A 13,263-nucleotide genomic window follows, 5' to 3' on the forward strand; every position below is an offset into this window, starting at 1 on the left:
TACGTCTCTTTACGATCAGATGATAAAGGAAAGCAGGAATGTGCCAGCCAGTGCAACGACAGATGCGATAAACGTGGCCGTCGTATAGTATTTAAACGTTTCATTCAGCGTAGCGCCGCAATACTGCTTGACCAGCCAGAACAGGGAATCGGTCACGATCGTGCAGCCAATGGCGCCGGAACCAATGGCAATCGCAATGATCTCCGGGCTGACGTCAGGATAGAGCGGCAGCATGGGCGCAACAATCGCCGTGGCGCCCATCATCGCCACCGTCGCAGAGCCGACCGCCGCGTGCAGAATCAGCGCTACCAGCCATGCCAGCAGAATCGGGTGCATATGCATATTTGAGAGGATCACCGCCAGCGTGTCCGCCAGCCCGCTACTTTTGAGAATGGCGTTGAACGCGCCGCCCGCGCCGATAATCAGCAGGATGTTCGCAATGGCGCCAAAGCCGTTTTCGGTGTGGGTAAGTAGCGCGCTCATACCCATATGCTGGCGCAGACCGAGTATGTAATACGCTACAAAGACAGCGATAAACATTGCGGTGATCGGATTACCGATAAACTCCAGCAGCGTATACAACGTGCCGTCTTTCGCCATATTCAGTTCAGCGACGGTTTTCACCAGCATCAGGCCAATCGGCAGCAGAACGGTAAACAGCGTTGCGCCCAGCGATGGCAGGGTGTTTTCGGCGCGCACTTCAAGATCCGCAAACTCTGTCGGTACGGGCTTGAACGGCAGACGATTACCCAGAAACTTTAAGAACAGCGGGCCGCCGACCAATGAGGCCATCAGCCCGACCAGTAGACCGTAGACAATCACCGAGCCGATATCCGCCCCCAGTTTATTTGCGACAAACAGCGCAGCCGGATGCGGCGGTACCACGCAATGGACGGCCATCAGCGCGGTACACAGCGGAATGGCCAGCTTCAGCAGCGAGGTATGGGTTTTTTTAGCGATAGAAAACGCCAGTGGGATGAGCAACACGACGCCCACTTCCACGAACAACGTGATACCGCAAATCAGCCCCACCAGTACCATGATCACGTCAGCAGAGAGCCAGCGGCAGCGCTGGAGCGTAAGCCCGATGCGTTCCGCCGCGCCGGAAACCTCCATCATTTTGCCGAGGATGGTGCCAAGACCGATAACGGCGGCCAGAAAACCGAGCGTACCGCCTATTCCGTTTTCTATCGCTGTGACCATCTCCAGCGGCCCCATGCCCATCATCGCGCCGACAAAGAAACTGGCGAGCAGTAACGCCAGGAAGGGGTGGAATTTAAACTTCACGATGGTCAATACGATTAACACGATGCTGATCAGCAGCGTGCTCACTACCCAGATTTGAGCGTGCATATCTCACCTACCCTGTGATTAATCTGTTCTTATTGGACAGAAAAACAGCACCTCCTGACAAACGATATAATTTGCCATTCACATGATGTAAATTGAATCAACTATGTGATTTCCATCTAATATTGCCTTTATTTTGCGATATGGTTCATTTCGCTTCATCTATGTGCGGATTTTTTCAGCGTGTTTTTTTACACTTCGGGAAATTAAAAGATGACTGAGGTTGCCATGGAACCCCTTCGCGATACCCGAAACCGCTTACTCAACGGCTGGCAGTTATCCAAACTCTATACTTTTGAAGTCGCGGCCAGACACCAGTCCTTTGCTCTGGCGGCAGATGAGCTGTCGTTAAGCCCCAGTGCGGTAAGCCATCGTATCAATCAACTGGAAGCCGAGTTGGGAATCCAGCTATTTGTCCGCTCTCACCGTAAGGTGGAGCTTACCCATGAAGGCAAACGGGTATTCTGGGCGCTGAAATCGTCGCTGGATACGTTGAATCAGGAAATCCTCGATATCAAAAATCAGGAACTGTCCGGCACGCTAACCGTGTATTCACGTCCCTCTATCGCCCAGTGCTGGCTGGTGCCCGCGCTGGGGGACTTTACCCGTCGCTATCCGTCAATTTCTCTCACTATGCTGACCGGCAACGATAACGTTAACCTACAGCGTGCCGGCATTGACCTGGCTATCTATTTTGACGATGCGCCGTCGGCGCAGCTCACGCACCATTTTTTAATGGATGAGGCAATTTTGCCCGTTTGCAGCCCGGATTATGCCCGTCGTTTCGCCTTGCAGGACAACCTGAATAACCTGCGGTACTGTACGCTCTTACACGACAGACAGGCGTGGAGTAACGATTCGGGCACCGATGAGTGGCACAGTTGGGCGCAGCATTTTGCGGTAAATTTGCCGGATTCATCCGGCATTGGCTTCGATCGTTCTGATTTAGCGGTGATTGCTGCGATGAACCACATTGGCGTGGCGATGGGGCGTAAACGGCTGGTGCAAAAGCGTCTCGACAGCGGTGAACTGATTGCGCCTTTTGGTGACATGAGGCTGAAATGTCATCAGCATTATTATGTCACCACTCTGCCTGGCAGGCAGTGGCCGAAAATCGAGGCATTTATTCGCTGGTTGCAGGAACAGGTGTGAAGATTTATTACGCTTTGTCGCTACACCTGCCGGGAGTGAATATGCTAAATACGTGCTATCACCGTGGTAAAAATTTTAGGGGGCGCCGTGTTTAAACCGCTTATTGCCTCTCTCATGCTGACCAGCGCGGTCGTCTATGCGAAACCGATGCCTTTGACGGCGGCGCGCTATGCGCAGCAGCTTGGCGTTGGGATGGATGTTGATTGGGCGCGAACGGAACGGGGTATCCGTGAGTTTGATCCGCTGGTCGTGCGGGATTTTAAGGCAAAAGGGTTAACGCATGTCCGTATCCGTGTGGCAGGCGCGCCGACGGAAGCGCGCCTCATCCATTTGCGTAAGCTGGTAGAAGCCTGCGAATACTATGGCGTCATACCCATTATTGCCTATCAGGCGGATGCGTATAAAACCGATCCCAGCGCCAGCCATGAAAAGGAGCTGATCAACTGGTGGAGCGTGGTCGCGCGCTATTTTGGTCAGACATCCCCGCTTCTGGGGTTCGATCTCATTTATGAGCCTGCCGACAAACTTAATCATAATATGGCGTCGCTGAATCGCGTATATGACAAAACCATCCGCCTGATTCACGCCATTGACCCACAGCGGATGATTTTCGTTGCCCCCCGCATGCGCGCCGCGCCGGAGGATTTGTCGGCGCTTAAACTGCCGGCGCAAAGCCAGAACTATGTACTGGCGGAGTGGCACATCTTCCCGTGGGGGCTCCTGAAAAGCGGCGGTAAATATCCGTGGACGTCAGGCACGGCGGCGGAAAAAGCGGCGATTCGGGCACGGATTAATGCCGCGGTTCGCTGGCAGCATAAGACCGGCCATGCAAGCTGGGTGGGCGGATGGGCGCCGGGAGAGTCGATAAAAATCACGCCGGTCGCTTCACAGTTCGCGTTTGCCCGTTTTATGGCCTGCGAACTGAAAAAAGCGCATATTCCGTATGCGATAAACGCGGACACTCAGTTTTATGACGGCGAAGAAGGAGCGTGGCGTCCGGCGCAGGAGCCCCTGCTCAATGCGATGATCGCGCCGGAATGTGAAACGCCCGGCAAAAAGCCGGGCGAGGGGAACGTTAAACCGTCTGTCCCTGATGCGATATCCGTGACGCCAGCGGCAGCCAGCACGCCAGGATCAGTAATCCCATAAGGGTCATCAACAGTCCCAGACTGCCCTGACCGGTTTGCGGCAACATTGCCGAAAGCCACGCCAGTACGCCGGAACCAATATTTTGCAGCCCGCCGACCAGCGCGCCAGCGGTGCCTGCGAGGAACGGAAACGGCTCCATCGCGCCGCTGGTGGCCAGTGGAAATAACATCCCGGCGCCGAAGAAAAACAGCGCAGCGGGGATGAGTAGCGTCCAGACGTTCATCACGCCAAACCAGCCGGGAATCCACATCATAAGGCCTGCCAGCAGACAGCAAATAACTGACTGCCACATCAGGGTTGAGAAGCGTTTATTCGGGCGTCCGGCAAACCAGGCGCCGAAGAACGCCGCCGGAATCGGCAGAATAAACAGAATGCTTACCACCATACTGCTGAGACCTAATACTGCCCCCATCAGCACGCCGGAACAGGCTTCAAAGACCGCAATGCCAGCCAGCCCGCCGATTAGCATCAGCAGGTAACAGTTAAATGCGCCGTTGCCAAACAGCGTTTTATAGCTGGCGATCAGCCGTGTGCGCGGCGCGCCGGCGGGGCGGGTTTCCGGCATCCAGCGCGCCATGCTGAAGGTGACGCCAGCGCAAAGCACCAGCAGGAAAGCGTAACACGCGCGCCAGTTCCACAGGGTATCCAGCAGGCCGCCAATCAGCGGCGCTAACAGCGGGCTGACCAGAATCCCCATATTTAACAGGCTATTGGCATGACGAAGTTGCGTTCCTTCATACAGATCGCGCGGGAGCGTTCTCGCCATTACTCCGCCAACGCCGGTTCCCATCCCTTGCATGGCGCTGGCGGCAATCAACACCGTCAAACTATGCGTGGTCATGGCGATCAGGGTCGCTACCATAAAAATAGACATGCCGACGAGGATTACCGGGCGGCGCCCAACCCGGTCGGAAAGCGGGCCGTAAAACAGTTGCGAGACGCCGTAGGTCAGGAGGTAAGCAGCCATTACGCTCTGGACGGCGCCTTCCCGGACGTTTAGCGCTTGTGCCATATCGGCGATGGCGGGAATATAAATGGTTTGCGCCATCTGCCCTACGGCCACCAGTAACACCAACATCAACAACAAATTGACGTTTCTCTGCCTTTTCATTTCGCTGATTACTTTTCAAAAAAAGAAAAAATAAGAATAACTTGCTGCGCATTCCCATAAATGCGAGAGGAATCTATCACACCAGAAAAAGAAGGCCAGACAGCAACCAGCAATGGCAGACGAAGGAACGGCAGGATATGTAAACAAAAGCGGCAACAAATGTTGCCGAGAATGTGTTACGTCTGCGGCTGTTATTGGGCGATCATGACAGACGGAGTAAAATCGCCCCGAGGGCAATCCCGCCAGCCGCCACCAGACGTAGCCCGGCCACTTTCTCTTTAAGCAACAGCCAGGCTATCAGCGCGCCGAATAAAATCGACGTCTCACGCAGCGCGGCGACCACCGCCAGCGGCGCCTGGGTCATGGCCCATAGCGCCAGCCCATAAGATCCCATAGTGCCAATCCCGCCAAAAATGCCTTTTTTCCACTGTTGCGCCAGATAACGCGACGCTTCCCGCCGCCGCGCAATCATCGCCCAGGTTAACAGGCAGGCGCCGTTGAGAAAAAATGACCATAGCGTATAGCCCAGCGCCGTTTCGGAGAGTCTTACGCCGGTCCCGTCCACCAGCGTATATCCGGCAATAAAACAAGCGTTAGTTAATGCCAGCACGACACCACGTTGAGAGCTGGCGCGGCCATTACAGGCCATCCCAAGTATCGCCATGCAGATCACTGCGATGCCGACCCAGGCCATCGACGACAGGCTGTCGCCAAGAAACAGAACGCTAATGAGCGCCACCAGCAGCGGCGCGGTGCCGCGCATAAGAGGATAGGTCTGGCTCATGTCCGAGACCTGATAGGTTTTCGCCACCAGGACGGTATACACCACCTGGAGCGCGGTAGAGGCCGCTAAAAAAGGGATACTGGCGTGAGCTGGCTGCGGCGAGAAGGGCAAAAGGATCAATGCCATGACCGCCGCGGAACCGCTGACGCCGATCGCGGCGTAGAGCTTATCGTTTCCCGCTTTGACAATGGCGTTCCAGCTGGCATGTAGCAGCGCGGCGAACAGCAAAATGCAGAAAACGGAAAGGGTCATAGCGTCAGGCGTCGTTGAGGGTGTCATAAAAACGTAACATACCCGGGAAGCGAAAGACCAGCGGATAAGGTGAAAGGGGAGCGGTTGCCCGCTCCCCTTCGGTGCGGCTTGAATCTGAATTACTTAAGGTATTTCAGAACAGCATCAAGCAGTTGCAGTGCTGCAACAATGAGTTTCAGGATAAGAATGGTGATATCCACTACGCTCATACGCGTCTCCTGTGGTTAAGGAGCACTGCCAGCCGACGTACCTTTCCGCTGCCTGTTGCCAGCTGTTGCGCACGCGATCCCTTTTGCGAGGAATAGTGTGCGTGTTGACATAACACAGTGTGCTCACGAGGGGGTTAAGGCGCTGACGGCACCACCCGTTTCAGCCAGGACTTCGTTGCGCCGGTTTACGATGCGGCCCCCGCATAACACATTGTGTCAAAGACATTATAGTTAAGTACTGTATAAATGAACAGTAATTTATAGACAGAACGGAGCTTCTGATCCATACTCAAATTCATCAAAATTCGCGCCGAAATTGCGCGTTCTGCACAGAACGCGTATACTTCTGCTGTTGACATAACACAGTGTGCTTCGCGGCTACCACCCGCATTACGCTGTAAGAACCTCGCTTCGGCGAGGTTTTTTGTTTTCCGGCATTGTGAAACGCGTAATCATCAATCCCGGCGATTACCGGAGGGCGCTACGCTTATTACGCCTATACTCAAAGCGTGTAAATTCGTAGAAAAATGTGATCGCTGACGCATTTTTGTGCAGATGAAAATTTTTCCGTTGTCATGCTGAAAGCGCTGTGCTTGTATAAAACGTGTTAATAACAAACAGACAAGGCCCCTAATGAACCCTTCCATGCTGAACGCGACCCTACTAACAACTGCGCCATCTCGCGCAGTGGTCGTCGTGCGTGTGGTGGTGGTCGTCGGCAATGCGCCGTAGGGTCCGGAACACACACGATTCCAAAACCCCGCCGGCGCAAACCGGGCGGGGTTTTTTGTTTAAGACACCTTCCCGGAACGTCGGCTCAGAATAAAAGGAATGGAGCATGGCAAGTTCGGGCACAACATCTACACCTCAGCGCTTTACGGGCGCGGAATTTATAGTTCATTTTCTGGAGCGCCAGGGGATTCGTATCGTCACCGGCATTCCCGGTGGTTCGATCCTCCCCGTTTACGACGCGTTAAGCCAAAGCACGCAAATCCGTCATATTCTGGCGCGCCATGAACAAGGCGCGGGGTTTATTGCGCAGGGGATGGCGCGGACGGAGGGTAAACCTGCTGTTTGTATGGCCTGTAGCGGACCGGGCGCGACCAATCTGGTCACGGCCATTGCCGATGCGCGCCTGGATTCCATTCCGTTAATCTGCATTACCGGGCAAGTTCCGGCGTCCATGATCGGTACTGACGCGTTTCAGGAAGTGGATACCTACGGTATCTCTATCCCCATCACCAAGCACAACTATCTGGTCAGAAATATCAACGAGCTGCCTCAGGTGATGAGCGATGCTTTTCGTCTGGCGCAGTCTGGGCGTCCCGGACCGGTGTGGATAGACGTTCCTAAAGATGTGCAGACGGCGACAATTGAGCTGGATGCGTTGCCGTCGCCGGCGGAAAAATCACCCCCGCCGGAGTTTAGCGCGGAGAGTATCCGCGAGGCCGCCGCAATGATTAACGCGGCGAAGCGTCCGGTGCTGTATCTGGGCGGCGGCGTGATCAATGCGCCGACACGCGTGCGCGAACTGGCGGAAAAAGCGCAACTGCCGACGACAATGACCTTAATGGCGCTGGGAATGCTGCCTAAGGCGCATCCGCTGTCGTTAGGAATGCTGGGGATGCACGGCGCGCGCAGTACCAATTTTATTCTGCAAGAGGCCGATTTACTGATTGTCCTGGGCGCGCGTTTTGATGACCGGGCGATTGGCAAAACGGAGCAGTTTTGTCCGAACGCCAAAATCATCCATGTGGATATCGATCGCGCCGAGTTAGGCAAAATTAAGCAGCCGCATGTGGCTATTCAGGCGGATGTCGATGATGTACTGGCACAGTTAATTCCCCATATCGAGGCACAGCCGCGGGAAGCATGGCATCAGTTGGTGGCGGACTTGCAGCAAGAATTCCCCTGCAGTATTCCCCAGGAAAATAACCCGCTTAGTCACTATGGGCTGATTAACGCAGTCGCCGCCTGTGTGGACGACAACGCGATTATTACCACTGACGTAGGTCAGCATCAGATGTGGACCGCGCAGGCTTATCCGCTCAACCGTCCGCGTCAGTGGCTGACTTCCGGCGGGCTGGGCACCATGGGGTTTGGTCTGCCCGCGGCGATTGGCGCGGCGCTGGCGAATCCGGGCAACAAGGTGCTGTGTTTTTCCGGCGACGGTAGTTTGATGATGAATATTCAGGAGATGGCTACCGCCAGTGAAAACCAGTTGGATGTGAAAATTATCCTGATGAATAACGACGCGCTGGGACTGGTACATCAGCAACAGAGTCTGTTCTATAAACAGGGCGTTTTTGCGGCAACCTATCCGGGAAGCATCAATTTTATGCAGATTGCCGCCGGGTTTGGTCTGGACACCTGTGATTTGAATAACGAAGCCGATCCGCAGGCGGCGTTGCAGGCTATCATTCGTCGTCCTGGACCGGCGTTGATCCATGTGCGCATTGATGCAGAAGAAAAAGTGTATCCGATGGTGCCGCCGGGCGCGGCAAATACAGAGATGGTGGGGGAATAAGCCATGCAGAAACAATCACATGATAACGTTATTCTGGAGCTGACCGTTCGCAACCATCCTGGCGTGATGACCCACGTCTGCGGGCTGTTCGCCCGACGCGCTTTCAACGTTGAGGGTATTCTCTGTTTACCGATTCAGGGTAGCGATCAGAGCCGCATCTGGCTTCTGGTCAATGACGATCAGCGGCTTGAACAGATGATAAGCCAGATCGATAAACTGGAAGACGTGGCGAAGGTGGTACGAAACCAGTCCGATCCCACCATGTTCAATAAAATTGCCGTCTTTTTTGAGTAAGTTATTCACTTTCCGAATCAGGCGTGATGACTTTGACGGAACCATTCCGACAGTGAACGGCATAATCTGTCGGTAATGGGCGATCGCTAATCAGGACATCAAAGGCAGAAAGCGGACCAATGCTGGCAGGCGCGACCTCATCAAACAGGGCGTGACGCGCCAGCAAAATTTTGCGCAGACCGCGCTCCATCGCTTTACGTTTGGCGGCAAGATCATCCGGGTTAAACCAGCTCACGCCAAAATGTTCATGTACGCCGCTGGCGGAAATAAACACTTTGCGCGGATTGAGCGAATCCAGCGCCGAAGGATTATTGGCATCATAAAAGGCATCGCTCTTGGCCCGATAGGTGCCGCCGCACAGAATCGCCGTGGCATTAGGCTTTTCATTCAGCGCGATAAATACCCGATGCGAGTAGCAAATCCCGGTAAAGGTAATATCATCCGGTATCATGCTGATAACTAATGGCATTTCCGGACCGTTATCAAAAAAAACCAGATCGTTTTCACGCACCAGGCCGGCGGCCAGGATCGCAACGGGAAGGTCGTCCCGATGATGCGTCTTTTTCGCCGGCAGCGGCATATTGGTTGAAGACGTAGGCTTATTTACCATGACGATATAGCCGCCGAGCAGCGTCAGCGGTAAAGGGTCATCATCCTGGCTGAGATCGCGGCGAATGGTCATCACCGAAACTTCCAGCATCCGCGCGGCGTCTTTCAGATGGATTCGATCGGTCTTTTTCAGTAACTCCATCAAGCGTCGGATACGTTCTTTTTGCTTGGTCTCCATTCACCCTCTCCGCAAATCATGTTGTTATGTTCCATCAGTAACATTTATGTGTTTCTGAGAACATTACAGTGTGGCACTACTATACGTCTGGCCGTCAGGAAATAAAAGTGGGTTTATTCGCGTTTTATAACAATAAATAGTTAATTTTCAGTAAATTGTAACCCTAAAAATGATTTGATGCGCGTATGTTCCGCCAGGGATTGTTCACGCAGTAAATGGCAAAATGATCCTCTAATCGCGATCATAGTCACAAATGATACGGAAGTAACATGATAATGTTATTTTAATATCATTGTCGTGTGACGATTTCTGAGAGGGAGTAAAATGGATATCGCGGTTATTGGCTCTAACATGGTGGACCTTATCACCTACACCAACCAGATGCCCAAAGAAGGGGAAACTCTGGAAGCGCCGGCGTTTAAAATCGGCTGCGGCGGAAAAGGGGCGAACCAGGCCGTGGCGGCCGCTAAGCTCAATTCAAAAGTATTGATGTTGACCAAAGTGGGCGACGATATTTTTGCCGACAACACCATTCGTAATCTCGAATCCTGGGGGATCAATACGACGTATGTAGAAAAAGTACCGTGTACCAGCAGCGGCGTAGCGCCGATTTTCGTCAACGCCAACTCCAGCAACAGCATTCTGATCATCAAAGGCGCTAACAAGTTTCTCTCGCCGGAAGATATCGATCGCGCGGCGGAAGATTTAAAAAAATGCCAGCTTATTGTTCTGCAACTGGAAGTTCAGCTGGAAACGGTTTATCACGCAATAGAATTTGGCAAGAAACACGGGATTGAAGTGTTATTAAACCCTGCGCCAGCATTACGGGAATTAGATATGTCTTATGCCTGTAAATGCGATTTCTTTGTACCCAATGAAACCGAGCTGGAAATATTAACCGGTATGCCAGTGGATACCTATGACCATATTCGCGCAGCGGCACGTTCGCTGGTAGATAAAGGGCTGAACAATATTATTGTCACCATGGGTGAGAAAGGCGCGCTGTGGATGACGCGTGACCAGGAAGTCCATGTTCCGGCGTTTAGAGTGAACGCTGTTGATACCAGCGGCGCGGGCGATGCCTTTATCGGCTGTTTCGCGCATTACTACGTCCAGAGCGGGGATGTGGAAGCCGCCATGAAAAAAGCCGTTCTCTTTGCCGCTTTCAGCGTCACCGGGAAAGGCACCCAATCCTCTTATCCAAGTATTGAGCAATTTAATGAGTATCTTTCGTTGAACGAATAACAATCACCCTGCACTGTTAAAGGTAGCACTATGAACGATAAAAACATCGTTCAGATGCCCGACGGGTATCTGAATAAGACACCTCTGTTCCAGTTTATTTTGTTATCCTGTTTATTCCCATTATGGGGATGCGCAGCCGCGTTAAATGATATTCTGATTACGCAATTTAAAAGTGTATTTTCGCTGAGCAACTTTGCTTCGGCATTAGTACAAAGCGCCTTTTATGGCGGTTATTTTTTAATTGCTATTCCGGCCTCGCTGGTCATTAAAAAAACCAGTTATAAAGTGGCGATACTTATCGGCCTGACGCTATACATTGTCGGCTGTACGCTCTTTTTCCCGGCGTCGCACATGGCGACCTACACCATGTTCCTCGCGGCGATTTTCGCCATTGCGATTGGCCTGAGTTTCCTGGAAACGGCGGCGAACACCTACAGTTCGATGATCGGGCCGAAAGCCTACGCCACGCTGCGGCTGAATATCAGCCAGACCTTTTATCCGATCGGCGCGGCGGCAGGCATTTTATTGGGTAAGTATCTGGTCTTTTCCGAAGGGGAAAGCCTGGAAAAACAGATGGCGGGCATGAATGCCGAGCAAGTCCACAACTTCAAGGTGCTGATGCTGGAAAACACTCTGGAACCCTATAAGTACATGATTATGGTTCTGGTAGTGGTGATGGTACTGTTCCTGCTGACGCGTTTCCCGACCTGTAAAGTCGCGCAAACCGCGAGTCATAAACGCCCCTCGGCGCTGGATACGCTACGCTATCTCGCCAGCAACGCCCGTTTCCGTCGCGGTATTGTGGCGCAGTTCCTGTATGTGGGAATGCAGGTGGCGGTCTGGTCGTTCACTATCCGTCTGGCGCTGGAGTTAGGCGATATCAATGAGCGCGATGCCTCAACCTTTATGGTCTACAGCTTCGCCTGCTTTTTTATCGGCAAGTTTATCGCCAACATTCTGATGACACGCTTTAACCCGGAAAAAGTCCTGATCCTTTACTCTGTGATCGGCGCGCTGTTCCTGGCCTACGTGGCGCTGGCGCCCAGCTTTAGCGCGGTATACGTGGCGGTGCTGGTCAGTGTTCTGTTTGGCCCCTGCTGGGCGACCATTTATGCCGGAACGCTCGATACCGTCGATAACGAGCATACCGAAATGGCGGGGGCGGTCATCGTGATGGCGATTGTCGGCGCGGCGGTGGTTCCCGCGATTCAGGGCTACGTGGCGGACATGTTCCACTCGCTACAGCTCTCATTCCTGGTTTCCATGCTGTGCTTTGTTTACGTTGGCGTTTACTTCTGGCGCGAAAGCAAAGTGCGCGGCAACCTGGCTGAAGTCGCCGCGTCCTGAGGAGATCAACCATGACAACACGTATTACATTATGGCGGGAGCTTTTTAACGAGCAGCCGCGTATCTTGCTGGAAAATGATGATTTTACGGTTACGGCGTTTCGTTACGCCAGCGGCGTGGAAGGACTGAAAATACAAAACAGCCGCGGTCATCTGGTGATTCTGCCCTGGATGGGGCAGATGATTTGGGACGCGCAGTTTGACGGTCATGATCTGACTATGCGCAACATGTTCCGCCAGCCGAAGCCGGCTGCGGAAGTGGTGGCAACGTATGGTTGCTTTGCTTTCCATTCCGGACTATTGGCGAATGGCTGCCCGTCGCCGGAAGATACACATCCGCTGCACGGCGAGATGCCCTGCGCTGCCATGGACGACGCCTGGCTGGAGTTAGAGGGCGACAGTCTGCGCGTGACCGGGCGCTACGAGTATGTGATGGGGTTCGGTCATCATTATCAGGCGCAACCTGCGGTGGTAATGCGTAAAGCAAGCGCGCTGTTTGATATTCAGATGACAGTGACTAACCTGGCTTCAGTCGCCATGCCGCTACAGTACATGTGCCACATGAACTATGCCTATGTGCCGAACGCCACGTTCCGCCAGAATATCCCGGATACCGCGCTGAAGCTACGCGAGTCGGTGCCGGCGCATGTCAAACCCACGGCGCAGTGGCTGGCGTTTAATCAACGACTTTTGCAGGGTGAAGCCTCGCTGGCAACGCTCAACGAGCCTGGCTTTTACGACCCGGAAATCGTGTTCTTCGCCGATGAACTGGACAGGTACACGGATACCCCGGAATTCAGTATGATCGCCCCGGATGGCACCACGTTCGTGACACGTTTCGCCAGCGCGGAGCTAAATTACGTGACCCGCTGGATTCTTTATAACGGCGATCAGCAGGTAGCCGCCTTTGCCCTGCCCGCGACCTGTCGGCCTGAAGGTTTTCTCGCGGCGCAGCGAAATGGAACCTTGCTTCAACTGGAACCGCAGCAAACCCGGACGTTCACCGTCACGACAGGCATTGTCTGACCGCTCAAGGCTTGAACAGCCGCGCGCTTAT

At 53.6% G+C, this 13,263-nt stretch carries 13 protein-coding genes and 1 pseudogene; 8 read left to right on the plus strand and 6 right to left on the minus strand.

Annotated features, from left to right (window positions below; all coding sequences use genetic code 11):
- Nucleotides 1-15: 15 nt before the first annotated feature.
- Nucleotides 16-1,353 carry a D-serine transporter DsdX gene (gene dsdX, locus K8W53_RS00175; protein ID WP_000543317.1) on the minus strand — a complete coding sequence of 446 codons (1,338 nt, stop codon included), beginning with the start codon at nucleotides 1,351-1,353 and terminating at the stop codon, nucleotides 16-18.
- Nucleotides 1,354-1,578: 225 nt separating this feature from the next.
- Here dsdX and dsdC point away from each other — a divergent pair, with 225 nt between their 5' ends.
- Both dsdC and K8W53_RS00185 read left to right on the plus strand, forming a co-directional pair.
- Entirely contained in the window at nucleotides 1,579-2,502 is a 924-nt protein-coding gene (dsdC, locus tag K8W53_RS00180; RefSeq protein ID WP_001651066.1) for a DNA-binding transcriptional regulator DsdC, read from the plus strand.
- A gap of 63 nt (nucleotides 2,503-2,565) precedes the next feature.
- Entirely contained in the window at nucleotides 2,566-3,651 is a 1,086-nt protein-coding gene (locus tag K8W53_RS00185) for a cellulase family glycosylhydrolase (RefSeq protein ID WP_052939256.1), read from the plus strand.
- Here K8W53_RS00185 and emrD read toward each other — a convergent pair.
- From emrD to K8W53_RS00205, 4 genes and pseudogenes are all read right to left on the minus strand, one after another.
- Nucleotides 3,578-4,762: a multidrug efflux MFS transporter EmrD gene (gene emrD / locus K8W53_RS00190; RefSeq protein WP_000828744.1), complete on the minus strand. Its 1,185-nt coding sequence runs from the start codon at nucleotides 4,760-4,762 to the stop codon at nucleotides 3,578-3,580. The genes K8W53_RS00185 and emrD overlap by 74 nt on opposite strands.
- A gap of 202 nt (nucleotides 4,763-4,964) precedes the next feature.
- The gene (locus K8W53_RS00195) at nucleotides 4,965-5,825 is read right to left on the minus strand and encodes a DMT family transporter (protein WP_001531658.1); all 861 of its coding nucleotides are present in this window, start codon (nucleotides 5,823-5,825) and stop codon (nucleotides 4,965-4,967) included.
- Nucleotides 5,826-5,917: 92 nt separating this feature from the next.
- Nucleotides 5,918-6,007, minus strand: coding sequence for a type I toxin-antitoxin system toxin TisB (tisB, locus tag K8W53_RS00200; RefSeq protein WP_000117642.1), 90 nt, complete (start codon nucleotides 6,005-6,007; stop codon nucleotides 5,918-5,920).
- A pseudogene (locus tag K8W53_RS00205) lies at nucleotides 6,004-6,118 on the minus strand (hypothetical protein). The gene tisB and the pseudogene K8W53_RS00205 overlap by 4 nt, the downstream one beginning before the upstream one ends.
- A 522-nt stretch (nucleotides 6,119-6,640) precedes the next feature.
- Here K8W53_RS00205 and ivbL point away from each other — a divergent pair.
- The 3 genes from ivbL to ilvN all read left to right on the plus strand — a co-directional run bounded on the left by ivbL (nucleotide 6,641) and on the right by ilvN (nucleotide 8,828).
- Nucleotides 6,641-6,739 carry an ilvB operon leader peptide IvbL gene (ivbL, locus tag K8W53_RS00210; protein ID WP_001541152.1) on the plus strand — a complete coding sequence of 33 codons (99 nt, stop codon included), beginning with the start codon at nucleotides 6,641-6,643 and terminating at the stop codon, nucleotides 6,737-6,739.
- A gap of 106 nt (nucleotides 6,740-6,845) precedes the next feature.
- Nucleotides 6,846-8,534, plus strand: a complete 1,689-nt coding sequence (gene ilvB / locus K8W53_RS00215; protein ID WP_000168439.1) for an acetolactate synthase large subunit — start codon at nucleotides 6,846-6,848, stop codon at nucleotides 8,532-8,534.
- Between the two features lie 3 nt (nucleotides 8,535-8,537).
- Nucleotides 8,538-8,828: an acetolactate synthase small subunit gene (gene ilvN, locus K8W53_RS00220; RefSeq protein WP_001171826.1), complete on the plus strand. Its 291-nt coding sequence runs from the start codon at nucleotides 8,538-8,540 to the stop codon at nucleotides 8,826-8,828.
- A 1-nt stretch (nucleotide 8,829) separates the two neighbouring features.
- Here ilvN and K8W53_RS00225 read toward each other — a convergent pair whose 3' ends face one another.
- Complete coding sequence (locus K8W53_RS00225) at nucleotides 8,830-9,615, minus strand: DeoR family transcriptional regulator (protein WP_000448642.1); 786 nt, start codon at nucleotides 9,613-9,615, stop codon at nucleotides 8,830-8,832.
- A 324-nt stretch (nucleotides 9,616-9,939) separates the two neighbouring features.
- Here K8W53_RS00225 and rbsK point away from each other — a divergent pair, with 324 nt between their 5' ends.
- From rbsK to K8W53_RS00240, 3 genes are read left to right on the plus strand one after another with little or no spacing between them, the layout of a single operon-like run.
- On the plus strand, nucleotides 9,940-10,860 hold the full coding sequence (rbsK, locus tag K8W53_RS00230; protein ID WP_000350272.1) for a ribokinase: 921 nt from the start codon (nucleotides 9,940-9,942) through the stop codon (nucleotides 10,858-10,860).
- Nucleotides 10,861-10,890: 30 nt separating this feature from the next.
- Nucleotides 10,891-12,207, plus strand: a complete 1,317-nt coding sequence (gene fucP / locus K8W53_RS00235; protein WP_000998359.1) for an L-fucose:H+ symporter permease — start codon at nucleotides 10,891-10,893, stop codon at nucleotides 12,205-12,207.
- 11 nt (nucleotides 12,208-12,218) lie between these two features.
- Nucleotides 12,219-13,232 carry an aldose 1-epimerase family protein gene (locus K8W53_RS00240; RefSeq protein WP_001541149.1) on the plus strand — a complete coding sequence of 338 codons (1,014 nt, stop codon included), beginning with the start codon at nucleotides 12,219-12,221 and terminating at the stop codon, nucleotides 13,230-13,232.
- Nucleotides 13,233-13,263: the final 31 nt, after the last annotated feature.

Source organism: Salmonella sp. A29-2 (genome assembly GCF_020150755.1).
Lineage (GTDB): Bacteria > Pseudomonadota > Gammaproteobacteria > Enterobacterales > Enterobacteriaceae > Salmonella > Salmonella enterica.